The organism is Idiomarina sp. T82-3 (assembly GCF_001577655.1).
In the GTDB taxonomy this organism is placed as follows: Bacteria; Pseudomonadota; Gammaproteobacteria; order Enterobacterales; family Alteromonadaceae; genus Idiomarina; species Idiomarina baltica.
The window spans coordinates 1-26,584 of the sequence record NZ_LSBQ01000003.1 but is presented as its reverse complement, the minus strand read 5'-3'; the positions used below and the strand labels follow the sequence as shown (position 1 = coordinate 26,584).

Sequence of the window (26,584 nt, the reverse complement as noted above, 5' to 3'; positions counted from 1 at the left end):
AACTGTTGAGGGTCAACGAATTTCGTTTTCTTTCCATTGCGCTTCTTTACGCATACGATCTTTTCGCTTGTCACACGGTTCGTCACAGTCGCAGGCTTTTTCCATCCCGAGTGCGCCGATACCACCGCAACTTCCCGAAATGGACTTCTTCTGCATGATATAACCGACTGCCATTGCCAATACGACAACCACAAATAGAACAAATACCAGTAAAAATGTTTGCATGAGTACTCCTTCTCAGTCCTTAGTGCGTTTTTTGCAGCAAAGGCTCAAACTGTGGACTGACAAACTCCTGAAAACCGTCATCGGTTTTAAATACGAGCATCACCGCCAGCTTATGTTGCTGAGCAAACGCTTTGGCGCGCTCGGGTCCCATGACCATGAGTGCGGTCGCATAGGCGTCTGCAGACATACAATCATCAGCATAAACGCTCACTGAAACCAGTTTATGTTGAATCGGCTCGCCAGTTCTTGGGTCAATAATATGCGAGTACCGACGTCCATCTTCAACATAAAAATTTCGGTAGTCACCGGAGGTAGCTAACGCGCCCTCTTTAAATGAGACAACTTCTTGCACCGCACGTTCCGTAGAAACCGGTTTTTCTATTGCGAGGCGCCAAGGCTCATTATCAGGCTTACCACCCGAAGCGACGATTTCGCCACCGATTTCAACCAGGTACTGACTGATCCCAAGGTCTTCTAGCAAACTCGCGACCCTATCAACGCCGTAGCCTTTGGCAATAGTCGATAAGTCGACATAAACCTTAGGATGCGACTTACTCAACTGATGGTTCTCAATCGCGAGTTTTTTATAGCCCACATAAGCTTCGATTTGTTCCAGCTGTGCCGCTGTTGGCGTTTGCTCGGGACGATTCTGCGGGCCGAACCCCCACAGGTTCACCAAAGGTCCGACAGTTACATCAAGCACTCCATCCGTTTCATCGGCAATCTCAATGGCGCGAGAAACGACTTTTTCCAGCGCGCGAGAAATCACAACAGGGTCAGTCGACTGGTGCTGGTTAAATAGCGACAACTCTGATGTAGGATCATAAGTCGACATCTGAGCATTGACCTGCTCCAACACCGTATCCACACGACGCTGAATCTCTTCTTTACCATAGCGAGGATCCTTACTAAACACAGTAATGTGATAGCTGGTTCCCATGGTCGCGCCCTGCATTTTGATAACACGCGGCGCATCAGAGCAAGAAACCAAAAAGGCTAGCCCCAAAAGGGCTAGCCACAGTTTGCTTGCTAATGCATGTTTCACTGTAGAAACGTTCATTAATTAGCCACCGAAATCATCCAACATAATGTTTTCATCTTCGACGCCCAACTCTTTGAGCATGTTGATGACCGCAGCGTTCATCACTGGTGGACCACACATGTAGAATTCACAGTCTTCTGGCGCATCATGATCTTTCAGATAGCGCTCATATAGAACGTTGTGGATAAAGCCTGTGTCGCCATCCCAATCGTCCTCAGGCTGCGGATCCGACAATGCAACGTGCCATTCGAAGTTGTCATTTTCTTCTTCTAGCATGTCAAAGTCTTCGGTGTAGAACATCTCACGTTTAGAACGTGCACCGTACCAGAACGAGATCTTACGATCGGTGTTCAAGCGACGCAGTTGGTCAAAGATATGTGAACGCATCGGCGCCATACCTGCACCACCACCAACGAAGACCATTTCCGCTTCAGTTTCCTTCGCGAAGAACTCACCAAACGGTCCTGAAATTGTCACTTTATCACCTGGCTTCAAGCTAAAGATGTATGAAGACATCTTACCTGCTGGCAAGCTCAAATCGTTCGGTGGCGGTGTTGCGCAACGTACGTTCAGCATGATGATACCCTTCTCGTCAGGGTAGTTCGCCATGGAGTATGCACGTACCACTTCTTCGTCGACTTTAGACTCAACATCTAAGAAGCCAAAGCGTTCCCAATCGCCACGGTATTCTGGACCGATATCAAAGTCTTTATACTTCACGTGGTGCGGCGGGCATTCGATTTGAATATAACCACCGGCACGGAACGGTACTTCTTCGCCTTCTGGCAACTGTACAACGAACTCTTTAATAAAGGTCGCCACGTTATCATTTGATTTAACAACACAGTCCCATTTACGAATACCAAAGACTTCTTCTGGCAATTCAATTTTCATGTCTTGCTTAACATTGACTTGGCAAGACAAGCGCACGCCTTCACGCGCTTCTTTCTTAGTAATGTGGTCGAGCTCGGTCGGTAGAATATCGCCACCGCCGTCTTTAATGGTTACGCGACACTGGCCACATGAACCACCACCACCACACGCAGACGAAACGAAGATACCAGCATTGGCGAGTGCGCCCAACAATTTAGTGCCAGGCTGGGTCACGATTTTCTTGTCTTCGTCGTCGTTAATCAGGATTTCCACATCACCCTGAGGTACCAATTTTGATTTCGCAAACATAATAATCGCGACCAAAATTAGTACGATGATGGTGAACATCGCTACACTGAGTGAAATCAGTTGAATATCCATCGATTCGTACCTTTAACTTTTATCGATTCAACACACTGGTTATAGAGATACGCCGGAAAACGACATAAAGCCCAAACCAATCAGACCCACTGACATAAACGTTGCACCGAGACCACGTAGGCCATCAGGCACATCGGCGTATTTCAGTTTCTCACGCACTGCGGCCAAAGCAACAATTGCAAGTGCCCAGCCCACGCCACTTCCGATGCCGTAAACAACCGACTCACCGAAGTTATAATCACGCTCTACCATGAACGATACACCACCAAAGATGGCACAGTTCACCGTGATCAGCGGCAAGAAAATGCCGAGCGCGTTGTAAAGTGCAGGCACAAATTTGTCCAACGCCATTTCTAGAATCTGGACAATCGCTGCAATAACACCGATAAAGGTCAAGAAACGCAAGAAGCTCAGGTCTGCGTCAGGAAATCCTGCCCAGCCCAACGCGCCAGGTGCAAGAATGTTGTGATAGATAAGGTTGTTAGCAGGTACCGAAATACCCAATACAACAATAACCGCTACACCCAGACCAAAAGCCGTTTTAACTTTCTTAGATACCGCCAAAAAGGTACACATACCTAAGAAGAATGACAGTGCCAAGTTCTCAATGAATACGGCACGAATAAACAGGTTAATATACTGTTCCATTGTGCTTACTCCTTAGGTTCGACTTGTTCAGTGCGGAAGGTACGCAGTACCCAGATAAATCCGCCAATGATAAAGAATGCGCTCGGTGGCATTAACAACAAGCCCACAGGCTCATACCAACCGCCTTCTGAAACCAAAGGTAAGATCTGCACATCAAACAGGCTACCTGAACCAAATAGTTCACGCACAAAACCAACGACGAGCAATACTAATGAATAGCCTAAGCCATTGCCGATACCATCTAAGAACGACATGCCTGGACTGCTTTTCATTGCATACGCCTCGGCGCGACCCATAACGATACAGTTGGTAATAATCAAGCCAACAAATACCGAAAGCTCGCGCGAGATTTCGTATGCGTAAGCACGCAGCACTTGGTCAACCACGATAACCAAACTCGCGATGATGGTCATCTGAACGATGATACGTACGCTCGAAGGGATGTGGTTTCGGATAATCGAGATAAAAAAGTTTGAAAACGCAACAACCGCGGTCAAAGCAATACACATAACCAGTGTATTGCTCATTTTTGATGTGACCGCCAATGCTGAACAGATACCTAAGATCTGTAACGCAATTGGGTTGTTTGCAAATATCGGTCCAAAGAGTACGGACTTCACTTCTTTTGCATTAGCCATTGGTCAGCTCTCCTTTGCGCAATTTGTCGAGTAACGGACCGTAGGCGTCGTCGCCCATCCAAAATTGAATCAGTGCGTCTACACCGTTACTGGTTAACGTTGCACCCGACAGCGCGTCTACTTCGTGTTCGCCTGAAGCGCCGCCCTTCACCAAGTCGAATTGGACTTGACCGTCATCGCCATAGAGCTCTTTACCTTGCCAAGTTTTAACCCAAGCCGGGTTGGTGATTTCACCACCGAGACCAGGTGTTTCCGAGTGCTCGTAAAATTTAACGCCTTTAACTGTATTAAAGTCGTCTTCAAGCGCGATTAAGCCGTACATAGTACCCCAAAGACCTTGACCACGGATATGTAACACGGCGCCATTGGTGCCACCGTTACCGTCTTTGATAAGGTAAACTTCGGTCATATTTTCGCGCGTACCCAAGCCAGCAGGGTCATCTGATTTTGGTAGTTTAGTGCTACGCTCAGGATCGCCCGCCGCTTTACGGTTATCAAAGTCTGATGGGTTAACATCCTGCATGACTTGATAGTCTTTCAGACTCACAACCAGTGGTTGAATGCGCTCTTTATAAACAGCTGGCACATCCATACCTTTTTCTAGAATACCGGCTGCATCAAGGATGTTTTCCTGCATAGCTAGCGCAGCGTTGCGCTCTTGCATTGGTTTAAGACCAATCGCCGCACCTGATACAACGATAGAACAAACCAAACACAGCGCCAGCACTACACCGACCGTTTTGCCTAAACTTTCATTCTTCTTAGACATTACGTGCTAACCTCCGTTTAATGTTGGCTTGTGCTACGAAGTAGTCAAACAATGGTGCAAAGACGTTCGAGAACAAGATTGCCAGCATGATGCCTTCAGGGAACGCCGGGTTGACGACACGAATCATCACGGTCATGAAACCAATCAAGAAACCGTAGGCAAACTTACCCTTGTTCGTAAATGACGCTGATACCGGATCGGTTGCCATAAACATCATACCAAAGGCAAAACCACCCAGTACTAAGTGCCAGTACCACTGCATTGCAAACATTGGGTTGGTGTCGCTACCAATCAGGTTAAGCAGGCTTGAGAATACGACCATACCGAGGAACACGCCTGAGACGATGCGCCAAGAAGCGATACGGAAGTAAATCAGTGCAAGACCACCAATCAAAATCATCAGAGTTGAGACTTCGCCCACTGAACCTTGGATGTTACCTAAGAAAGCGTCCCACCAAAGTGCGGTGTTGCTGTAGTCGATTTGACCCATCGCCGCCTTACCTAGGTTAGTAGCACCAGAGAAGCCATCAACAGCAGTCCAGATAGAGTCGCCCGACATACTTGCTGGATAAGCAAAGTACAAGAATGCACGACCTGTTAACGCAGGGTTCAAGAAGTTACGGCCCGTACCGCCGAAGATTTCCTTGCCAATGACAACACCAAAGGTGATACCAAGTGCAACTTGCCAAAGCGGCGTGGTCGCAGGCAGGATCAACGAGAACAGTACCGAGGTGACGAAGAAGCCTTCGTTTACTTCGTGCTTACGCACAGATGCAAAGAGTACTTCCCAGAAGCCACCAACAATAAACGTCACCGCATAGATAGGTAGGTACCAGCACGCGCCGTACCACATCTTAGTGCCCCAGCCAGCATCGCCGCCAAAGTCGCCACCCAACAAGTGGAATAAGCCCACCTGCCATGCGTCACCTAATTGATAACCTTCAGCCAACGCCATCGCGGCTTGGTTACCCACGTTATACATACCCCAGAACATCGCTGGGAATGTCATCATCCATACCAAGATCATGATGCGTTTTAAGTCGATACGATCACGAATGTGAGTCGTCGACTTAGTCACCGTACCTGGTGTATAAAGAATAGTGGCTACCGCTTCGTAAAGCGCGTACCACTTCTCGTATTTGCCGCCTTTTTCAAATTGCGGCTCAATACGCTCGAGTGTATCTTTCAAGCTCATGGTTAGCCTTCTTTCTCAATCTTAGTGAGACAGTCTCGCAACACTGGTCCGTATTCATACTTTCCAGGGCATACGTAGGTACACAATGCCAGATCTTCCTCATCCAGCTCCAAGCAGCCAAGTTGCTGACCTTCATCAGTATCGCCTGATAATAAGTCACGCAATAATAGCGTTGGTACGATATCCAGCGGCATCACGCGTTCGTAGTTACCAATCGGTACCATTGAGCGCGCAGACCCATTCAATGAAGTGGTCATGCTGAATAGCTTCTTCGGATTGAAGTGGCCCGCATAAGCACGCGTGACCGAGTGTAAATCTGAACCAGGGCGGATCCAGCCGAACAATTCTTTATGATTGCCCTCTGGAATAACACTCACCTGATTGTGGAAACGACCCAACCAACGATGCGCATCATCTGCTGTGTGACCGTTCAATACAGAACCGGAAATAACGCGGTTGTTGTCACCGGCAAGCTCACCGTCTGTTAAATCAACGATATCAGCACCTAAACGGGTACGTAACAACCGAGGTTCTTTAACACCTTCACCCGCTAACGCAACGAAGCGCTCGGTGAAAATTTCACCCGTTGTAAACAGCTTACCGTAGGCAATCACGTCTTGATAACCAATATGCCAAGCGGGACGCTTCAAGCTGACTGGGTTCAAGAAATGCATATGAGTACCCACCAATCCGGCTGGGTGTGGACCACTGAACGACTCTAACTGTGCGTTAGTGTCGCCGATATCCACTTCTGCATCGGCAGCTTTAACCACAAACAATTTGCCTTCAGTCAGGTTTGAAAGCACTTTCAAACCATCGATGAATGCTTGTTTATGCTCATTAATATAAACAGTCGGATCGCCACACAATGGATTCGTGTCCATTGCATTGATGAAGATTGCGGTAGCTTCAGCGTCTAAAGCAGGTGCTTTGCTGAATGGGCGCGTTCTCAATGCTGGCCATTGACCCGATTCGACTAGAATCTCTTGCACTTTTTCGCGACCCAAACCATCAAGCTTGGCACTGTCAAACGACTCAAAGGTCACTTGCTCATCGCCATCAAGCTCAACTACAACTGCCTGCAGCACACGGCGAGCACCACGAAGGATGTCTTTCACCTTACCTGCGCCAGGGGCAGTGTATTTCACGCCTGGATTCTTTTTATCTTCGAAAATCACCTGACCTTTTTTTACACGATCGTCCACTTTCACGTGCATGGTCGGGCGCATACCGACATACTCTTCACCCAAGGTAGCGACCGTCGTCACGGCCTTACCGTCGGATAGTTGCTGCTGGGGAGCACCCTTAATTGGGATATCCAGCCCTTTTTTGATCGTAATCATATGCGTTTGCACTACTCGTTAGGGAAGATTCATCACAACCAGCTATAATAACTGGAAACCTGAGAAATCAATAAGTTACTGATAAGGGCTCACTTCTAGTAAAACCGATACCAGTGACTAGAAAACGTAATCCACACTTATCGTCTGGATTTTAACACTTTTTACACTCCGCTTACCAGTTTACTTTGGGATTTACATCTGCGTCGTAATCGACGTTGTCAAAACCAAAGCCAAACAGGCGCAGGAAGTCTTGGTGATAGCCCGCATAGTCAGCCAGCTCATGGAAATTGTCTTGTGTCACCTGATCCCACAGGGCTTCCACTTTGGCTTGGGTCTTTTCGTTGGTTTCGTAACCATTCATATACAGTCGCCCCGCCTCATCTAAAGTTGGATTGTCCTGATACAAGCCCTCGGTGAACAAGCGATAAATCTGCTCAATACAGCCTTCATGAGTCCCCTCTTCTTTCATTACGCGATAAATGAGCGAGATATAAAGGGGCATCACAGGGATAGCGGAACTTGCTTGTGTCACTAACGCTTTTAAAGAAGACACATAGGCAGACAGGTCAATATCACTGTATTGCTCACGAAGCGCTGCTGCGGCACGGTCTAAATCTTCTTTAGCTCGACCAATAGTGGCATGACCATAAATCGGCCACGTTAATTTCTTGCCAATATAAGTATAAGCGGTGGTTTGACAACCCTCGGCGAGTACACCGGCATCATGCAATTGTTTAATCCAACGTTCCCAGTCCTCGCCACCCATGACTTTAACGGTGTTGGCGATTTCTTCGTCGTTAGCCGGCTCGAGCGAAATATCATGCACCTCATCTTTGTCGGTATGATAAGTCTTGGTGGTATAAGCCTGTCCTACGGGTTTCAGTGTCGAACTATACACCTCACCTGATTCTGGGTCTTTACGTTTTGGCGACGCCAAGCTGTAAACAACCAGGTCAATTTTGCCCATGTTTTGCTTGATGTAATCGATGGTCTCTTGTTTGATTTCATCAGAAAACGCATCGCCATTAATACTGTGGTATTGCAGGCCGGCGTTTTCAGCCTCTTGATGAAACGCCGCCGTGTTATACCAACCCGCAGTACCCGTACGCTTTTCGGTAGGCTCCTTCTCAAAACACACACCTAACGTATGTGCACCGCTGCCAAAAGCGGCGGTGATTCGTGATGCCAACCCATATCCTGTTGAGCAACCCACGACCAAAACATTTTTCGGGCCGCCAGCAACTGAGCCTTGTTGCTTAACAAACTCCACTTGACGATGAACGTTTTCTGCACAGCCTACCGGGTGTGCGTTGGTGCAAATAAATCCACGAATTTTTGGTTTTATGATCATAGTGATTCCCTAATTTAAATTTTTCGCTATTGTACGGGTTCTGCTATCAAGAACATATCTTACCTGCTTAAACTGAACCGCCTCCGCCCATACAATGAGGAGAATCAGGCGCCTGCCCCTGCGCTTGCCACTCTTTCTCGGTGTACGTATGCAACGCCAAAGCATGTATCTGCCCAAGTACCTCGGCCAACACGCGATTCACTGAACGATGACGCTGAATCAGTCGCTTACCCTCAAATTCATCGCTTACGATAGTCACTTTAAAGTGTGACTGTGCATCAGCACCCGCTGCATGCATGTAACTCTCATCTTTAACATCTAATAACTTGGGTCGAAATGCACTTTTAAGCGCATTCTCAATCATTGGCTTAATTTGACTCATTAGTACGTCGCTCCTTCGTCAACTGCACTTAAGCACACGCGTTCGGATCCGGCTAAGGTTGCAACAGCAGGGAACACCTGCTCTGCCACCGCCCCCGCGGATTTCGATGCAGGCATCGCTAAACGATAGCGAGAGGCACTCACCGAACCATCAATTTGATACAGAATAAAGGGTTGCTCACCCATGACTTCATTCAGTGCGTTTAACCCTTCTTGTCGGTAAGGCGGAAAAGCACTGATATCGCCCGTTAAACGCCAACCATTAAGTTCTGACTCGCTTGCCAATAACGCCTCATTGGTGCGATCGCGGCAGAAGCTTACCTCAATCACGGCACGACTTAAACGCCATTCAGCATTGGGTAACTGTTTTAAATCGAGTTGCGCAATTGGATTATTTTGCGCGATTGTGCGTGAAGAGGATGGACTACAAGCCGTTAGCACGACCGTGTTCATAGCTAAAATGAGAACCCCTAATCGAATCAATGCTGGATGCACAGATACACTCCTATCAGATATGTCTAACAGGAGTATAGCAACTACGCCTATATACTTCAGCCGTATTCCATTGATGCCGATATCAATGGTTACTGGTTATTAATGGCTTGCTCGATTTCGTCCAAACTGGCTAACCATGCTCGATCAAGTGCACGCACTAAGCCATCGTAGCCGTCGCTCGAGAGAGGAATTCTTTGTTCAAAGTGACCACTCAAAACATCGTTCGACTCAGCACGGTAATGCCAATAGCCAGCCACCACGGCTTCCCCCTGATTATTACCGTAAAATTGCATGAGCGATAGTTGCAGCGTCTGCCCACATTGCTCCGTTAATCGCCGCTGCAAACTATTCTGTAGCTGCGAATCCAAGCCACCTAACCAACGATTATTCTTAGCTTCCACCATCAGTAAATCTGATTTTTGAACCATCACACCATCTTGTCCAATGCCAGCGTCAATACGCACACGACGCGATTGAGCATCGCAATAGCCGTTGCTTGACTGATTTAAATGAGGCAGTCGATAGTGTTTTACCTGATCGGCAGGTACCGCACTGCAAGCGCAGACAAGCAGCACCGTGCTGACGGCAATGCATAGCACATTAATCTTTTGCTTTAGGCTCTGGATCATTTTCTGTTTCCGTATTAAACAATAATGCATTGGGCTTACGTCGAAGCGTTTCGACTAATGGTTGGAGGTCTCGTGACATACGCTCAAGGTTTTGTAGCGTTCGCTCTAACTGTTCTCTGTTTGTTGAGCCGGCATCAAAATCAGCGAGGATACTGTTAAGCCGCTCAACGGACTGCGCTAAAGATTGCGGTAGCGCTTCCCAACCAGGTTGCGCAACAATCTTTTTCAATTGCTCAGTGAGCACTTTTATTTCTTCAGCGGTTTCATCCGTGGATGCCATCGCTTCAGTAAACTGATTAACACTTTGATTCAGAGGTAAACTATTTAAGGTATCCAAAATCGAATTGAGCTTCTCTTCGAGCCTACTAAAGTTGCTTACTATCGTCGGCATCACAGGGTAACCCGCGAAGGTGTCTTGCTTTATCGCTTCCTCATCGGGATAGAAGCGCAAGTCCACGTACAACGTATTGGTCAAAATATTCGAGGCGCGAATCGAAGCGCGCAGACCTTGTTCGAAAAAGTGCTGCAAATGTTGTCGCCATTGCTCTAATTCCGTTGAAGCGACCAAGCCCTCTAGACGATCAGGCTCATAGCGTATCAATACGGGAATCAAACGTAAGGGTTGACCGGAGTTCTCATCCGGTTGCCAACGAAAAGGTACTTCGACCACAGTTCCCACGCGAATGCCCTTGAACATGACCGGCGAGCCGACCGCCAAACCATCGACAGACTCATCCAACAACAACACGTAATCAATACCCCGTGAGTATCCTTGTTGTTCGGCTTCTTCCTCGCTCGCAAACAGCTCAAAAACAGCCATCGCTTGCAGCGGCTTTCCTAACGGCTGACCATTAGGTACGCCAAAACTGATGCCCGCCCCCAATAACGACTCTATCGATCCCACGGAGACGTCCACGCCATCCGGCTTCCAACGGAACGACACGCCGCGCTGTAGCCAAAAACGGGTATTTTCGGTTAGCAGCTCATCGTAAGGGGACTTAATGAACACATGGTAGGTCGTTGCTCGCGCCTCAACCGAGAAGTCAACTTGTTCAACAATACCGACGGTAACACCACGATATTGAACGCTATCTCCCACCACAATATTAGCGGCACTATCACTCTCTAATACAATACGTTTACCGTCCGTATCCGCATCCGTTACTGGCGGTTGCTCAAGCGCGGTAAAATGATTGCGCGACTGCGACGACTCGCCCGGTTCGAGCTGAACATAAGCGCCCGACAGCAAGGTGTTAAGGCCAGAGATGCCACGCCGCCCGATACGCGGTTTGACCACCCAGAACTGGGAGTCCTCGACTAACATGTCCGCTGTGCCGGCGTTCATTTCAATATGTAATTCAGCGGCCTCAAAATTGTCCGATAATGTGATCTGAGTGACCTGACCGACATCAACATTACGCACTCGCACCGCTGTTTTTCCTGCTTGCAGGCCTTCTGCGTCCTTTATTTGGACAGTAATTTCCGGCCCGCTCTGATCACGCTCTTGCCACACCATCCAGCCGGCAATAAACGCAGCCAGAATCGGTACTAGCCAAATCGGTGAAGCAAGTTTGCGTGTCCAATGTGTCATTCAGTTGATTTCCTTACCCAAAATTGTCGGGTATCAAAGCTCATCGCAGCCAGCATGGTGAGTATGACTGTACTGGCGAAAGCGATTGCGGCATGTCCCGGGTAAACCGACATCAAGGCGCCGTTTCTTACTAAAGCAACAAGTACTGCGACAACAAAGATATCGATCATCGACCAACGCCCGATCCAATCGGTTATACGGTACAACCATAGCGCGCTTTTAGGGCGCTTTGAAGTATCCTGTCGTGCCAAGATAGCGAGTGTCGCCAAAATAAGGATTTTAGCGATTGGAATGACCAGGCTCGCGACAAATACAATAATCGCAATCGGTATATCGCCGCTTTGCCACAACGATAATACGCCTCCTACGATGGTTTGAGGTTGTGTCGAACCCAGCGCCACGGTCTCCATAATGGGCAACACCTGAGCAGGAATAAGCATTAATGCTGCCGCAAGCAACAACGCGAACGTCAGCGAAGTGCGCCGAAATTGAACAGTCCAAAGGGGTTCGTGACAACGCCAGCATGTCGTCTGATGCGCTGGGTTCGCCGCATAACAGACCGGACATCCCACCACCTGATGTTGTCGCGCACTTTCACCGACGATGGCACGGTAATTAACCGCCCGTTCATCCGCAGGCCATAATGGATGACGCTTCATACGATCAACCACCATCATCAACAACGTCACGAAGCCAGCGAACGCAATCACGCCAAAACCAAAGTCGATCGTGGCATAGCCCGCTAATTTTATAAAACTGATCAGCGCACCAATCAAAAACACATCGGCCATCATCCAAACGCGAATGTACTTAACCGCTCGCACCAGCCAGCGTCCCATTTTATAGTGAGTTCGATTATGCCAAATAAGGATGACGCCAGAAGCAAGCAAAAAAAGCGCCGGTAGAATCACCACCGAAAGAAGCACCACAATCGCTAACCACTGTTCATGAAAGGCAGATAACGTCAAGCTACTGTCAAGGAGCGTGATTTGCTGACCTTGACCGGAAACACGGTAACCAACAAAGGTCATTTCTGTCGCGGGGATGAGTAAAATAAGTGCAGCGATGATCAGCGCAAGCGTGTGTTGAGCACTCAGCGGGTGACCACCAAGAAGGTGGCCACAACGCTTACAACGAATGGATGTGCGGCCACTAACCCAATTGATCTGATCGCAATCGGGACAAACTCGCACATCCTCGGCGTTACTCGCCTCCCTCATCCGTATTTTTCTCCGGTGTGATCATTGCAATAACAACCCAACCCGGTGCTGGTTTAAGCTCGCGCTCAGTCGTAAAGATATGGATCTTTTTCTGATCATCCAACGCAAACATCGGTACCGCACGTGCACCATACTGTTGTTGATACTCTTCAAAACCAAAGTTTTCAGTAATCGGCGTTGACTTAACTTTGGCACCTTGGAAGTGCAAACTCGCCAATTTAGAGTAAGTAATGCTATCGCCAAACAAATTGAGCGTATTTTTATAGTTTTCGGATAACTGATGGCTAGCTCTGAAATCCGACTCGCCACTATTCAAGCCGTGGACTTTTGAACTGCCAAACCAGTCCTGGTAATAAACAGAAACCAGCGGGTTGAGCTGCTTATACGGTGACATCACCAATAAGCGGCCAATACCAGTTAAGTCGATATTATTCGAAGCATGTTCCGAAGCGGGATTACCAAAGTAAACAGGTAAGTTATCCATCCGCGCAAGACGGATATTCTCCCAGTTGGTATCAGCCAACCGGACTGGGATTTCATGTTCTTTCAGAACCGATGCCACCGCACGTGCCATCTGGTTGGCACCAAAAATCAAGAATCCACGCGCCGGAGGTTCAATTAATCCAAGCAGTCGCGCTAGCGGTTTAGCGGTTAAGCTTTGTAACACCACCGTTGTCATGATGACTAAGAACACCAAGGGCACGATAGCCGATGCATCCGTCCATCCCGACTGTTCCATCTTCAACGCAAACAAAGCCGATACCGCTGCGGCAACAATACCTCTGGGAGCAATCCACGACAGTAGCAACTTATCCTTAAAGCGCAACTCGGTGCCGATAGCTGACAGCCATACGCTTAATGGACGCACAAGGAACATAATGACAGCGAGTAAAATAATAGACGGCACACCCAAGGCATCAAAATCAGCAAAATCCAATCGCGCAGCGAGTAGAATAAACAATGCCGATATCAACAGCACAGAGAGGGTTTCTTTGAACTCCAAAATCTCATCAAGATTAAGATTTTTGGTATTCGCCATCGCCATCCCCATAACGGTGACGGTGAGTAGACCGGATTCATGTTGAATGGCATTCGACAATGCAAAAACACCCAAAACGATGGTCAGGGTCGCGACATTCTGTAAGTAATGCGGGAACCAACCTCGACCTAGCGCGAGGCCTAGCAGCTTAGCCGCCGCCCAACCAAAGAAGAAACCGATCCCGATAGTTTTCGCAAAAGCCTGCAACGCGTGTAGCATTGCGACATCTTGGCTGGCGATAATAAATTCATAGACCAATACTGCGAGTAAGGCGCCCAGTGGGTCAATAATAATGCCTTCCCAGCGCAAAATATTGGCTAACTTATTAATCGGTCGAATTGAGCGGATCATTGGCTGTATCACCGTCGGTCCGGTTACCACCACCAATGCGCCAAACAGCGATGCAATCTCCCAACGCCAATCCATAATAAAGTGCGTCGCGACACTGATGGTTATCCAAGTAACCACCATCCCAATGCTGACGAGGTTGGTCACCATACGACCATGACCACGAATTTCATCAAACTTAAGCGTTAGACTGCCTTCAAAAAGAATAACCGCAACAGCTAAGGAAACCACAGGGAATAACAAATGATCGAATAACTGATCGGGCTGTAGCCAACCTAACGTAGGTCCCACTAAGAGGCCACACACCAGCAGCGGCAAAATCGCCGGCAGTTTAATGCGCCAGGCTAACCATTGGCAACAAATCGATAGCACACCGATAAGCGCTAACATGGATAAGTCAGACATAGGGTCTCCAGTAAAGTATGAGCATCTGCTCTATTATTTTATTTGACATTGACACCCACTCAAATGAGAATGGCTATCATTAAATTTTAATTTTGATACACTTAAGTATGTAATCTACGCGAATTATTAGTAAGAGGTTTGAATATGGCAATAAAAATTACTCCCCTCAAGCTTGCAATGGCTGCCATTATCAGTGCCAGCACATTAGCAGGTTCTTTTGCGCAAGCGGCTGAAGTTAATATTTATTCATCGCGGAAGCAAGCATTGATCAAGCCTCTGCTCGATAAGTTTACTGAGCAAACAGGTATTGAGGTCAACTTGCTCACGGGCAACTCAGATGCCTTATTGTCGCGGTTAAAGGCTGAAGGCGAAAACACACCCGCAGACTTATTTTTAACCGTTGACGCCGGCGCGCTGCATCGTGCCGTTACCGCCGACGTGTTTCAAGCGATCGATTCTGAGTTCGCCCATAAAACTGTGCCAGCGCATTTTCGCGACAGCGATGACCAATGGGTGGGTTTGAGCCTGCGTGCTCGCCCAATTTTTTATTCACCTGACCGTGTCGATCCAAGCAAACTCGAAAATTACATGAGTCTAGCCGACGACCAATGGCAAGACCGTATTTGTATTCGCTCGTCGAATAACATCTATAACCAGTCATTAGTCGCGGCATTGCTCGACCACTACGGCGAACAAAAAATCATGGGTTGGGCTAAGGATTTAGTCGACAATTTCGCCCGTACGCCGGTCGGCGGCGATCGTGACCAAATTAAAGGCGTCGCATACGGCGTGTGTGATATCGCCGTAGCGAACACTTACTATTTTGGTCATATGCTGAATTCCGACCAAGCTGAAGAACGCGAAGCGGCCGAAAAAGTTAAGATTTTCTGGCCGGCGCAAAACGGCAATGGCACCCACGTGAATGTGTCGGGTATTGGCATCACTAAACATGCGAAACATGTCGATGAAGCCACACAATTAATCGAATTTCTACTCTCAGAAGCCTCACAAAAATGGTATGCTGAAGCCAATTATGAGTACCCTGTACGTGAAGGCGTTGAGTGGAGTGAGACCCTCAAGCAATGGGGTGACTTCAAACAAGACGATATTTCGATGGATATTTTAGGTGAGAATAACGCAGAAGCCGTCCGTTTAATGAACTCGGCAGGCTGGCGTTAATTCCTCACTAGGTGTTAAGGAGCAGCTATGACCCGCGGCCCGCTCGTGCTGTTCGGCGTTGCGGCACTGGTAGGGCTACCACTTATTGTGGTGGCCTTATCTTTGTTAAATCCTAATTGGGATATATTAAATCACCTTTGGCAAACGGTGATACCCGAGTACATTTCTCATTCACTGATACTATTGGTATCGGTGGGGTTTGGCGTGACTATCCTCGGCGTCAGCACCGCATGGTGCGTAAGCCAATACGATTTCCCAGGTTGGCGCTGGGTAAGTTGGGGGCTACTACTTCCTTTAGCCATGCCCGCCTATATCTCCGCTTATACTTATACTGGCCTACTCGATTACGCCGGTCCCGTACAGCAAGCATTACGCGATACCTTCGACCTAAGCATTGGTGAGTATTGGTTTCCCAGTATTCGGAGCATCGAAGGCGCTATATTCGTATTAAGCTTAGTGCTTTACCCTTACGTTTATCTAATTACTCGTGCGGCCTTCATGCAGCAATCAACCGCTGCTTTTGAGAGCGCCCGTACACTGGGTGCCGGTCCCGTCCGCAGTTTCTTCCGTATTGCATTGCCATTAGCAAGACCCGCCATCGCAACGGGCGTTACGCTTGCTTTAATGGAGACACTCGCCGACTACGGCACCATGGAATACTTCGGTGTTACGGTATTTACTACGGGTATTTTCCGCACGTGGTACGGTATGGGTGATGCTCAGGGTGCGTTGCAGTTAGCGTCGATTCTCCTGCTGTTTGTGATTGTACTTATCCTAATTGAGCGTTACTCACGTCGACAAGCCAAGTTTTATCAGCGCCGCAGCCAAAATAATAACTTTAGAAAGCCGTTACGTGGCAAAGCGGCGTGGCTTGCGTCGGCGGTGTGTTGGCTTCCTATTGTGCTCGGCTTCGCCATTCCCGCAAGTCAGTTACTGATGTGGTCGATTGAACGTGCTGATATTTGGACCCGGGCGTCCTTCTGGACACTGACACTCAATACGCTTTGGTTAGGTTTATTGGCCGCGACTATAACTGTAGCGTTAGCGCTCTGGCTCGCCTATGGTCGCCGTCGCCATCCCACCCGAGCAATCCGCACAGCAATAACCACCGCCGGGCTCGGCTATGCGATTCCAGGCATCGTCATTGCCGTTGGCATCTTGATTCCACTCGCGTGGCTTGATCACCGCATTATCGATTTCAGTAAATCGCTATTCGGCGTGAACCCGGGTCTATTATTAAGCGGCACCGTTGTTGCTTTAGTATTTGCTTATACGGTGCGCTTTTTGTCTATTTCCTTGCAGACAATAAGCTCGGGGCTGGAGCAAATCACACCTCAAATGGATGACAGCGCACGCACGTTGGGCGCGAGTTCACGTCGCATCATGACCCGGATACATTTGCCGTTACTTAAAAGCTCAATTCTTGCGGCATTGATATTGGTATTAGTCGATGTGATGAAAGAGCTTCCCGCCACCTTGGTATTACGACCTTTTAATTTTAATACGTTGGCGGTAAAGGCATTCGAAATGGCATCCGATGAACGACTCGCCGATGCCGGACCACCAGCGTTAATGATCGTATTAGTTGGGTTAATCCCGGTGCTGATGTTGTCACGTGCGTTGCGCACTCAAACGATTAAAACGGGAGACTAAATGAAGCCGATAGTAGAACTTGATTCAGTGTCCATTGAGTTAGGTAAAGAGCGTATTGTTGAGCAACTCTCGTTCTCACTGAATGAGGGCGATATCGGCTGCTTATTGGGACCGAGCGGTTGTGGTAAAACAACACTGCTACGCACCATTGCCGGTTTTTCTGAGGTCACCAGTGGTTCCATACGTCTCTATGGTGAGGAAGTCGCTTCAACGAAAGTGCAAATGCCCACCGAGCAACGTCAAATAGGCATGATGTTCCAAGACTTTGCCTTGTTTCCGCACCTTACTGTGGAAGAAAATATCGCCTTTGGCATTAATAATTGGTCGAAAGTCGAACAAAAGCAGCGCGTAAAACAACTGCTTCAACGGGTCGATCTGACCGGCTACCAAAGCCGTTACCCACACGAATTATCGGGCGGGCAACAACAACGAATTGCACTTGCCCGAGCATTGGCACCCAAGCCAAAACTCATGCTTTTAGACGAACCTTTTTCGAGTCTTGATGCAGAACTGCGCGAACTGTTAGCTCAAGATGTGCGTAACTTATTAAAAGAAGAAGGTATTACCGCACTGTTAGTCACCCACGATCAGCAAGAAGCCTTTGCCATGGCGGATAAAGCGGGCGTCATGTACGCCGGTCAGTTATTGCAGTGGAATACCCCCTACGAGCTTTACCATCAACCCGAGCATGAACTGGTCGCCGACTTTATTGGTCGCGGGGTGTTACTTAATGGCCAGATTAAATCGCACCAACTGCACAGTGCTTTGGGCGTTATCGACCATGAGGTTCTCTGTGATCAAGACGATCACGACGTCACGTTCCTCGTGCGCCCGGATGATGTGCTGATTGTCTCAACCGAGCAACCCCACCGCTTGCAGGCTAAAGTTGTTGGACGCGGCTTTCGCGGATCGCATTACCTGTATACGCTTGCCTTAGACAACCATGAACATGTACTCGCAGTTGGGCCTTCACACCAACCCTTGCAGTCTGGTCAAATGGTAGGGATAAATGTTGACTTCGACCATTTAGTGGTGTTTGATTCCAATATATGTCAATTACCTGACTAAGCGCTCAACAATCAATCACTTATGTGATTTGGGCGCTTATTATTGGAGCGCTTTATGAACTTTTTAATCGATGCTTGGGATTTTAACCAGCACCCTGCGCAAGCGATCACCAACGACGACACTGTTAAGTCTCGCCCCGGTTGTTGGTTCCACTTTCAGCGTGACGTGGAAGGTATCAATGAATGGCTGAAAGCCGCTGATATTCCCGAATCTATTATTGACGCCATGCTTGAAGAAGATACGCGTCCACGCTTTCAGCGACTCAAAGACGGCTTTGTACTGTTATTGCGAGGCGTAAACCTCAATGAAGGGGCTCAACCTGAAGATATGATGAGCTTACGCATCCTCTATTATAAAGGCACTGTGTATACGTTTCGCAAGCACCATTTCAAAGCAGTAGCGCATATACGTGATGACCTGCAAAACCAACAGGGACCTGAAAGCCTCAATGATTTTTTGGTTCACCTTGTCGAGCAGTTAAACCAGAAGATCGAAGATGTCATTGACGATATTGAGCTCAACGTCGAGCAAATGGAGACGGAAGGCTTTGATAACACAGCGGAGCAACAAAAGAAGCTGACCGTCATGCATCGCCGTCTGCTGCGCTTGAACCGCTTTATTCGCCCGCAGTTAGCCGCACTGGATAAGTTTACCAGTGAGAGCGAGAAATGGGTCGACGCGGAGTTGCATCAGTGGCTACTGAATGAGCGCGATACCACTCAGCGGTTATTGGAGCAAATCGATCTGATGCTTGAACAAGTATGGATGCAGCGCGAGCAAATTCAACAAGCGGTCGCCGAAAAGATGAACCGAAATACTTACTGGCTTTCAGTCATCGCAGGCGTATTTTTGCCATTGAGCTTTTTAACCGGGGTGTTTGGTATCAACATTGGTGGCATGCCTGGCGTAGAGAACACCAGTGCCTTTGAGATTTTCTGCTGGATTCTCTTGGGGATCGCCGTGGTCGAGTTTTTATTGTTAAGACGTCTGCGGTTTTGGTAAACCCTGCCAGAGCAGGCAACACAAAAAACGCGGCTAACTCTGCCGCGTTTTCTATGATTGAAAGAGGTTAATTTTACTTCATGCCTTGCAAATAAAGCGACTCACCCAAGCGATCCATCAGGTTCAATTGGATACGCAGCCAATAGGCGTGGTCTTCTTCCGTATCACGTAAAATTCCCACCAACATATCACGTGTGACATAGTCATCCACTTGCTCGCAATAGTCGATCACTTCACGCAGGGTTTTAGCGTTGTTGTATTCCAGCTGTAGGTCATTTTCTAACATTTCGCGCACGTCCGAGCCGATATTGTGAGGCTCGCGGTTGGACATATTAGGTTTACCTTCCAAAAATAGAATACGACGAATCAATAGGTCAGCATGACCCCGCTCATCATCAATCTCATGATTGATACGTTCATACAGTTTCATCAAACCCATGTCTTCATACTGGCGCGAATGGGATGTGTATTGGTCAATAGAGGTCAGTTCGAAAGCGAGTAAACGGTTTAACTGCTCGACGACTTTGTTCTCTGCTTTCATTCTAGTCCTCCTCTTTTAACATCGACTGAAGGTATACTTCTGTACCTAGGCGCGACATTAAATCAATTTGTGTTTCTAACCAGTCTAAATGCTCTTCTTGCTTATCAAGAATCTTATTCAGCGCATCGCGACTGACGTAATCTTGATGGCTTTCACAGACTTTAACGGCGTCACGAATAGCATTGATATCGTTGAACTGAACCTTATGGTCCATTTCTAACATTTCACGTGGGTCTTCACCGATATAAAGCTTGCCAAGCTCTTGTAAGTTCGGCATACCCTCTAAAAACAGCAGCCGTTCAATGAGCACGTCAGCGTGCTTCATTTCTTCGATAGACGCTTTATAAACGACATTGTTGAGGGATTCAAAACCCCAGTCTCGAAACATGCGCGCATGTAAGAAGTACTGGTTAATAGCGGTCAGTTTGAGCGTCAGCACCTTATTAAGCTGCTGAATGACTTTTGCGTCACCTTTCATGCGGGATGTGCTCCTTAAGCTGGTTCTAAAATTAGAAACTCAGCTAAGTGTAGCACACCGTAGTAGGAATTTTAGTGCCTGGCAGCACATGATCGTTACGTTTTTCTAAAGCCTCATTCAAGACTTCCTTAGCGCATTGCTTACAGCAACCGCACTGCGAAGCCACACCGTACTGCTGACGGAGCTCTCGCATACTAGACACCTCGCCAGTAGCAACTGACTTAGCAATGGTTTTATCCGAAACGCCTTTGCATAAACAAACGTACACTGAACATCACCTCGTAATTTACTATTAATGAGTGTAATGCTAATGCGAACGATTTTCAACAATAATGGAATAAAAAAGCCGCGACTCGCGCGGCTCATTTTTATAGTCAGTCTATTTAACTAGTTAACGCGGGTGTGAATCCCGTGCTTATCAGATAAACCGTGTAAGCAACGTAAAGGACTAAGAACGTCACACCATGTACGCGGTTAATTCGGCCTAAACGATTAACTCGCAAAGAAAACAGCAACAACAATAGTGTGAGACCGGCCATTGCGACCCAATCACGCGACAGCACCAACGGTTCTAAATCAATCGGATGAATCGCACCTGCAATACCCACGACCGCTAGGGTATTGAACATGTTCGAACCAATCACGTTACCCAACGCCAAATCATGCTCGTTTTTGCGCGTCGCAGCAATGGCAGAGGCGAGTTCTGGCAGCGATGTACCAATAGCGACCACAGTCAAGCCAATCACCAAGTCACTCACACCAAGCGCAGTAGCAATGTTTACCGCCCCCCAAACGAGTGCTCTGGAGCTCACAACCAATAACACTAAACCAATAATCAACCAGATAACCGCAGGCTTCATCGACACCGGATTAGCGTCGACTTCCTGGGTAAACTCAGCGGCCAAGCTATCGTCGCTACTGTTTTTGCCCAACCAGATTGACCAACCCATGTAGATCGCGAAGATAGCTAACAGGACCCAAGCTTCAATGGCGGTTATTTGATAATCCCACAGAAAAGCAGCCGTCAATAAAGTAATCGCGATCAGCACCGGCAACTCACGTTTGATCACCCCCGACTGCACCGCAATCGGTGCCAACACGGCCGTTAAGCCCAACACTAAAGCGATATTCGTGATATTGGAACCGTACGCATTGCCTAGCGCGAGCGCTGGGTTACCTTGTGATGATGCCAACGCCGAGACCACCATCTCTGGCGCTGAAGTACCGAAGCCAATGATCACCATGCCGATAACAAGCGGCGCCATCCCTAAGTTTTTGGCAACTGCGGCAGCACCTTCGACAAAGCGATCAGCACTCCAGACTAAGACAATTAAACCCAAAACAACTGCGACAATAGAAAGTGTCATTCAATACCCGTTAAATTGACTCACAAAGGCTCTATTCTAACGGTATTTCAACTGACTTTCCTAGCTTCATTTTGCTGCTTTACCACGGTTTGAATCATCTCAACACTATCCGGGTCGTCTATGGTCGAAGGAACCGCCACGGTGTCGCCCTGTAATACTTGTCGAATCAACCGGCGCAAAATTTTCCCTGAGCGCGTTTTGGGCAACTTGGGCACAACGTAGAGCGTTTTTAAGCATGCAATCGCACCGATCGTCTCGCGAATTTGAGCAATAAGTTGCGCCTGCAATTCCTCTGTTGAGATCTGCGCATCATTTTTCAAAATCACCAGCCCCACCGGTAACTCGCCCTTGAGTTCATCGGGTTGACCGACAACCGCACACTCGGCGACAGCAGTATGTTGCGCCAATACTTCTTCCATTTCGCCGGTCGACAAGCGGTGACCTGCGACATTAATCACGTCATCAGTGCGGCCCATAATGAATACATAGCCATCGTCGTCCATGTACCCCCCGTCGCCACTGCAGTAATAACCCGGAAACGCCTTCAGGTAGCTATCCTGTAAACGTTGTTCATCGCCCCACACCGTCGGTAAACAGCCCGGCGGCAACGGCAGACGCAAGCACACGGAACCCTCTTCATTAGCGCCTAATGGCTGACCTTGTGGATCGAGGATGGCAAATTCATAACCCGGCACAGGTAGGCTTGAAGAACCCGGCTTGACAGGGGTAGCGCCTACTCCCACGGGGTTAGCGCACATTGGCCAACCACTTTCAGTCTGCCACCAGTGGTCATACACCGGACGATCGGTCAGATGCTCAGTCCACTCGAGCGTAGCGGGGTCGAGCCGCTCACCGGCCATGTAAATGCGCTTTAACGCGCTAATATCGTATTTGGCTAAATGCTCACCATGAGGGTCTTCTTTTTTAATGGCACGAAACGCCGTCGGTGCCGAAAATACAGCCGATGCTTGGTAGTCTTGGATAATTCGCCAAAACGCACCAGCGTCGGGTGTATTAATCGGCTTTCCCTCATAGAGTATAGAACTGCAACCGAACAACAACGGACCATATACAATATAAGAATGGCCGACGACCCAGCCCACGTCTGAGGCAGTGAATAAGGTCTCTCCGGGATGCATACCGTAAACGTAATTCATAGAGAAATTGAGCGCTACAGCATAGCCACCATGATCACGTACCACCCCTTTCGGACGTCCCGTGGTTCCCGACGTGTATAGAATATACAGTGGATGAGTGGCATTTACCGGCATCGCATCAACCGCAGGTGCGTCTTTTATTGCGCTTGCCCAGTCAATATCGCGAGGTGACTGCATCGACGCGTGGCTTTGCGAGCGTTGATACACAATCACATGTTGTGGCGGGTGTTCAGCTTCGTGCAGTGCTTTATCGACAATGGGTTTATAGTCGAGCACACGCTGCCCCTCAATACCGCATGAGGCGGTAATCAGCAATGCAGGTTCCGCATCATCAATACGGATTGCAAGTTCGTGTGCCGCAAAACCACCAAACACAACGGAGTGAATCGCGCCTAGTCTCGCACACGCCAGCATCGCAATGGCTGCCTGTGGGATCATCGGCATGTAAATAACCACGCGGTCGCCTTTACTCACACCCGTCGCCTGGATCATACCCGCGCAGCGCGCCACTTCGTCGCGCAACTGGTTAAATGTCCACTGCTGTTTGGTTTGCGTAACGGGAGAGTCGTAGTACAGGGCAACTTGTTCGCCTCGCCCCGCTTCTATCTGCGCATCCAGTGCTTGATAGCTAATATTGCACTCGCCATCGGGGAACCAATCGGCTAAGCCATTGGTTTTTAAATTAGCCGCCTGTTGGGGCGCTTTAAACCAATGTAAACGATGCGCCTGCTCAAGCCAGAATCCCTCTGGATCTTGCTGAGCATCAGAATAAAGTTGGTGATAGGCCTGCATATACATACTCCGCAACCAAATAGATTTGGTTTAAGCATATGCAAGCCAATAAAAATTAAACATTCGACTTAGGTCGAAGTGCGCCACGCATCTTGCGCCACATCAAACATCGCCCCACCGTACGTCGCGCATTCTGCGCGACAACAACCATCGCGACATCGAACACCCCACCGCCGTACGTCGCGCATCTTGCGCGACAACAGCCATCGCGACATCGAACACCCCACCGCCGTAGGTCGCGCATCTTGCGCGACATCATTCATCGCGACATCGGCCCCCACCACCGTAGGTCGCGCATTCTGCGCGACATCAACCATCGCGACATCGGCCCCCACCACCGTAGGTCGCGCATTTTGCGCGACATCAACCATCGCGACATCGGCGCCCACCACCGTACGTCGCGCATCTTGCGCGACATCAACCATCGCGACATCGAACACCCCACCACCGTACGTCGCGCATCTTGCGCGACATCAACCATCGCGACATCGGCCCCCACCCACCGTAGGTCGCGCATCTTGCGCGACAACAACCATCGCGACATCGGCCCCCCACCGCCGTACGTCGCGCATCCTGCGCGACATCAACCATCGCGACATCGGCCCCCACCCACCGTAGGTCGCGCATCTTGCGCGACAACAACCATCGCGACATCGGCCCCCACCCACCGTAGGTCGCGCATTCTGCGCGACAACAACCATCGCGACATCGGCCCCCACCACCGTAGGTCGCGCATTCTGCGCGACAACAACCATCGCGACATCGGCCCCCACCCACCGTAGGTCGCGCATTCTGCGCGACAACAACCATCGCGACATCGAACACCCCACCGCCGTACGTCGCGCATCTTGCGCGACAACAGATACCGCCCTTGCGCCAAAGGCGCAAGCTACGATTAATCGTCGATTTCTGCCTCGTAGACAAGCACGTAGCTTTGTTCTTGCCACTGGCCTTCGACCTCAACCACAACACCTTCAGCTAATGCATCAACAAACGCTTGCAATGTGACCTCTTCGTCGTTAATTTTCAGCTCGCTATCAGAGGTTAAACGCGCCTCGATGCCATTAACCGTAAAAGCTTCGCCATTGACGTCCGTCACCTCACCTTCATATTCGGTATAGCCCTGACGCTCATCACCCTCATCGTCACCATCGCCGGCATCACCTTCGTCTTCGAGGTCGACCTCGACTTTGTGCGCAATCAGTTGGTCACCGTCCCACTCGCCTTCAACCTCAACGCGCAACTCAGTATCGCCGTCGAACAAGGCAATGAATTCATCGAGCGAAATCCGTGAATCATCGGTTTTAAAGCGTGTTTCGTCATTAATAATGACTTCAACTCCAGCAAGCGTGAAACCCGACTCCGAAATATCATTGGGTACGCCCTTAATCTCACCGTCACGATCTTCTTCATCTAAACGCTTAATCTTCAGAGCAATCGCTTGACCCTGTTGGTCTTCACGCGCAATGACACGTAATACGTCGTTGACGGCAATATCGTCGAACGTGAATTGACGCAAATCAGCATCCGAATCATCTTTATAACGGGTTTGCGAGGTGGTTAAGAATTCAATGCCGTTTACAGTAATCAATCCGTTATCCACGTCAATTTCACTGACAGCACCCTCGGTGCGCCCTACCGCACGGTACTCTTGAAATTCTATTTCTTCAGCAATCCAAGACTCGCCATCATTACGTACTTCAACTTTGATACGAACACCGTTACTTAGATCGACCTCTTCACCCTCATCAAATTCAGTATCGTCATCAAGGGCAACTTGGTAACCTTTAATGATAAAGGTACCCGCCTCAGCATCATAATTACCGACAACACCCGCGACTTCCAGCTCATCAACATCGTCGTCCAAGCGGCTATCTTTTTGCTCAATAGAATCAGCAATCAACGTATCTGTGGTTGAATCATACTGACTTCCTTCAACTTTAATGGCTAACCCATCTTGCAAATCATCAGCCGTCATCTCTTCGAAATTCGCTTGCGAATAGTCGATGGTGAGTTCGCCCAGCATGAAGGTTTGCGCGTCCGTATCGAGCCCAGCTATATTGCCTTTTACTTTAAGCTCATCCTCGTCGCTCTCAAGCTCCACCAAGGTCGCGTAAAATTCACCGTATTCGTTTAAATACCCACTGATTTCAACAAAGTTACCTACGGCGAGCGTACTGTCGGTTACTCCTACAAATTCCGTGACATCATCAAAGTTTATGGTTTGACCTAATACAGTAAACGCTTGATTATCGATATCGATGAAGTCTACGCGACCCTGAATTTCTTCTTCATACGCGATCTCACTGGCTTCAGGTGTTTCATTACCGGAGCGTGTGGCTTTCATTTTCACCACCATACCGACCTTTAAGTCACTCTCGGTGCCAGATTGAGCATTATCGAGCGCAATGGTGGCGTTGTCAGAACGATAACGTTCACCGTTTACGTAAACACTACCAAAACCCGTGATGACCCCTTCGGTCACAATTGTAGATGATGCGGTTTCATTACCGCCGCCATTATCACCGGTTGTTGAGTCGGTGCTTGAGTCAGATCCACCACAAGCGGCGAGCGCACTACTCAGCGCAATAACAAGTAAGGAACGTTTAAACATAACTACCTCCAAACAAAATGAAACTTCAATTTGAAACACTTTGTTACAATAGACAATATGCTTCCTAGATTCAACTAATAACTGCAACACTCGCTCATAGCCTGTTGCAATTGCTCTTTAAAAATTATGTCTGGCTGAATAAACCCCAAAGTTTTCCTGG

27 protein-coding genes are annotated in these 26,584 nt (G+C 48.6%); 4 read left to right on the top strand and 23 right to left on the bottom strand.

The window, feature by feature from the left end; all coding sequences use genetic code 11:
- Nucleotides 1-12 precede the first annotated feature (12 nt).
- The 15 genes from nqrM to AWU56_RS02395 all read right to left on the bottom strand — a co-directional run bounded on the left by nqrM (nt 13) and on the right by AWU56_RS02395 (nt 14,573).
- Nucleotides 13-225: a (Na+)-NQR maturation NqrM gene (gene nqrM, locus AWU56_RS02465; protein WP_006955084.1), complete on the bottom strand. Its 213-nt coding sequence runs from the start codon at nt 223-225 to the stop codon at nt 13-15.
- A gap of 19 nt (nt 226-244) precedes the next feature.
- On the bottom strand, nt 245-1,285 hold the full coding sequence (locus AWU56_RS02460; protein WP_272977295.1) for an FAD:protein FMN transferase: 1,041 nt from the start codon (nt 1,283-1,285) through the stop codon (nt 245-247).
- A 3-nt stretch (nt 1,286-1,288) separates the two neighbouring features.
- A complete protein-coding gene (gene nqrF / locus AWU56_RS02455; protein ID WP_272977309.1) occupies nt 1,289-2,515 on the bottom strand; it encodes an NADH:ubiquinone reductase (Na(+)-transporting) subunit F in 1,227 nt (408 codons plus the stop codon).
- 45 nt (nt 2,516-2,560) lie between these two features.
- Nucleotides 2,561-3,169, bottom strand: a complete 609-nt coding sequence (nqrE, locus tag AWU56_RS02450; RefSeq protein ID WP_006955081.1) for an NADH:ubiquinone reductase (Na(+)-transporting) subunit E — start codon at nt 3,167-3,169, stop codon at nt 2,561-2,563.
- A gap of 5 nt (nt 3,170-3,174) precedes the next feature.
- Nucleotides 3,175-3,807, bottom strand: a complete 633-nt coding sequence (locus AWU56_RS02445) for an NADH:ubiquinone reductase (Na(+)-transporting) subunit D (protein WP_006955080.1) — start codon at nt 3,805-3,807, stop codon at nt 3,175-3,177.
- On the bottom strand, nt 3,800-4,576 hold the full coding sequence (locus AWU56_RS02440) for a Na(+)-translocating NADH-quinone reductase subunit C (protein WP_006955079.1): 777 nt from the start codon (nt 4,574-4,576) through the stop codon (nt 3,800-3,802). The genes AWU56_RS02445 and AWU56_RS02440 overlap by 8 nt, the downstream gene beginning before the upstream one ends.
- Nucleotides 4,569-5,771 carry an NADH:ubiquinone reductase (Na(+)-transporting) subunit B gene (locus tag AWU56_RS02435; RefSeq protein WP_006955078.1) on the bottom strand — a complete coding sequence of 401 codons (1,203 nt, stop codon included), beginning with the start codon at nt 5,769-5,771 and terminating at the stop codon, nt 4,569-4,571. Before AWU56_RS02435 ends, AWU56_RS02440 begins: the two co-directional genes overlap by 8 nt.
- 2 nt (nt 5,772-5,773) lie before the next feature.
- Complete coding sequence (locus AWU56_RS02430) at nt 5,774-7,114, bottom strand: Na(+)-translocating NADH-quinone reductase subunit A (protein WP_286681684.1); 1,341 nt, start codon at nt 7,112-7,114, stop codon at nt 5,774-5,776.
- A 172-nt stretch (nt 7,115-7,286) separates the two neighbouring features.
- On the bottom strand, nt 7,287-8,465 hold the full coding sequence (gene fabV, locus AWU56_RS02425) for an enoyl-ACP reductase FabV (RefSeq protein WP_006955076.1): 1,179 nt from the start codon (nt 8,463-8,465) through the stop codon (nt 7,287-7,289).
- A gap of 67 nt (nt 8,466-8,532) precedes the next feature.
- A complete protein-coding gene (locus AWU56_RS02420; protein WP_006955075.1) occupies nt 8,533-8,847 on the bottom strand; it encodes a BolA family protein in 315 nt (104 codons plus the stop codon).
- Nucleotides 8,847-9,341, bottom strand: a complete 495-nt coding sequence (locus tag AWU56_RS02415; RefSeq protein WP_006955074.1) for a hypothetical protein — start codon at nt 9,339-9,341, stop codon at nt 8,847-8,849. Before AWU56_RS02415 ends, AWU56_RS02420 begins: the two co-directional genes overlap by 1 nt.
- 89 nt (nt 9,342-9,430) lie before the next feature.
- Nucleotides 9,431-9,970 carry a PqiC family protein gene (locus AWU56_RS02410; protein ID WP_006955073.1) on the bottom strand — a complete coding sequence of 180 codons (540 nt, stop codon included), beginning with the start codon at nt 9,968-9,970 and terminating at the stop codon, nt 9,431-9,433.
- A complete protein-coding gene (gene pqiB / locus AWU56_RS02405) occupies nt 9,942-11,561 on the bottom strand; it encodes an intermembrane transport protein PqiB (RefSeq protein ID WP_286681683.1) in 1,620 nt (539 codons plus the stop codon). The genes AWU56_RS02410 and pqiB overlap by 29 nt, the downstream gene beginning before the upstream one ends.
- Nucleotides 11,558-12,781, bottom strand: a complete 1,224-nt coding sequence (locus AWU56_RS02400; RefSeq protein WP_272977299.1) for a PqiA/YebS family transporter subunit — start codon at nt 12,779-12,781, stop codon at nt 11,558-11,560. Before AWU56_RS02400 ends, pqiB begins: the two co-directional genes overlap by 4 nt.
- Nucleotides 12,765-14,573 carry a cation:proton antiporter gene (locus AWU56_RS02395; RefSeq protein WP_006955070.1) on the bottom strand — a complete coding sequence of 603 codons (1,809 nt, stop codon included), beginning with the start codon at nt 14,571-14,573 and terminating at the stop codon, nt 12,765-12,767. The genes AWU56_RS02400 and AWU56_RS02395 overlap by 17 nt, the downstream gene beginning before the upstream one ends.
- Nucleotides 14,574-14,717: 144 nt before the next feature.
- Here AWU56_RS02395 and AWU56_RS02390 point away from each other — a divergent pair, with 144 nt between their 5' ends.
- The 4 genes from AWU56_RS02390 to AWU56_RS02375 are packed head-to-tail and all read left to right on the top strand — an operon-like array spanning nt 14,718 to nt 19,475.
- Nucleotides 14,718-15,752, top strand: coding sequence for a Fe(3+) ABC transporter substrate-binding protein (locus AWU56_RS02390; RefSeq protein WP_272977300.1), 1,035 nt, complete (start codon nt 14,718-14,720; stop codon nt 15,750-15,752).
- Between the two features lie 27 nt (nt 15,753-15,779).
- Nucleotides 15,780-17,405: an ABC transporter permease gene (locus AWU56_RS02385; protein WP_006955068.1), complete on the top strand. Its 1,626-nt coding sequence runs from the start codon at nt 15,780-15,782 to the stop codon at nt 17,403-17,405.
- A complete protein-coding gene (locus tag AWU56_RS02380) occupies nt 17,406-18,473 on the top strand; it encodes an ABC transporter ATP-binding protein (protein WP_286681682.1) in 1,068 nt (355 codons plus the stop codon).
- A 54-nt stretch (nt 18,474-18,527) separates the two neighbouring features.
- A complete protein-coding gene (locus AWU56_RS02375) occupies nt 18,528-19,475 on the top strand; it encodes a zinc transporter ZntB (RefSeq protein ID WP_286681681.1) in 948 nt (315 codons plus the stop codon).
- A gap of 73 nt (nt 19,476-19,548) precedes the next feature.
- Here AWU56_RS02375 and bfr (AWU56_RS02370) read toward each other — a convergent pair whose 3' ends face one another.
- From bfr (AWU56_RS02370) to AWU56_RS02335, 8 genes are all read right to left on the bottom strand, one after another.
- Entirely contained in the window at nt 19,549-20,016 is a 468-nt protein-coding gene (bfr, locus tag AWU56_RS02370; RefSeq protein WP_272977305.1) for a bacterioferritin, read from the bottom strand.
- A gap of 1 nt (nt 20,017) precedes the next feature.
- Entirely contained in the window at nt 20,018-20,494 is a 477-nt protein-coding gene (bfr, locus tag AWU56_RS02365; RefSeq protein WP_006955064.1) for a bacterioferritin, read from the bottom strand.
- Between the two features lie 43 nt (nt 20,495-20,537).
- Entirely contained in the window at nt 20,538-20,762 is a 225-nt protein-coding gene (locus tag AWU56_RS02360) for a (2Fe-2S)-binding protein (RefSeq protein WP_083773232.1), read from the bottom strand.
- A 115-nt stretch (nt 20,763-20,877) separates the two neighbouring features.
- Nucleotides 20,878-21,861 (bottom strand): calcium/sodium antiporter, encoded by a 984-nt coding sequence (locus AWU56_RS02355; protein ID WP_286681680.1) that lies wholly within the window; start codon nt 21,859-21,861, stop codon nt 20,878-20,880.
- A 47-nt stretch (nt 21,862-21,908) separates the two neighbouring features.
- The gene (locus AWU56_RS02350; protein WP_286681679.1) at nt 21,909-23,810 is read right to left on the bottom strand and encodes an acetate--CoA ligase; all 1,902 of its coding nucleotides are present in this window, start codon (nt 23,808-23,810) and stop codon (nt 21,909-21,911) included.
- 68 nt (nt 23,811-23,878) lie between these two features.
- Nucleotides 23,879-24,250, bottom strand: a complete 372-nt coding sequence (locus AWU56_RS02345) for a hypothetical protein (protein WP_286681678.1) — start codon at nt 24,248-24,250, stop codon at nt 23,879-23,881.
- 33 nt (nt 24,251-24,283) lie between these two features.
- Nucleotides 24,284-24,628 (bottom strand): hypothetical protein, encoded by a 345-nt coding sequence (locus AWU56_RS02340; RefSeq protein ID WP_286681677.1) that lies wholly within the window; start codon nt 24,626-24,628, stop codon nt 24,284-24,286.
- A 77-nt stretch (nt 24,629-24,705) separates the two neighbouring features.
- Nucleotides 24,706-26,424 (bottom strand): DUF5666 domain-containing protein, encoded by a 1,719-nt coding sequence (locus AWU56_RS02335; RefSeq protein WP_286681676.1) that lies wholly within the window; start codon nt 26,422-26,424, stop codon nt 24,706-24,708.
- Nucleotides 26,425-26,584: the final 160 nt, after the last annotated feature.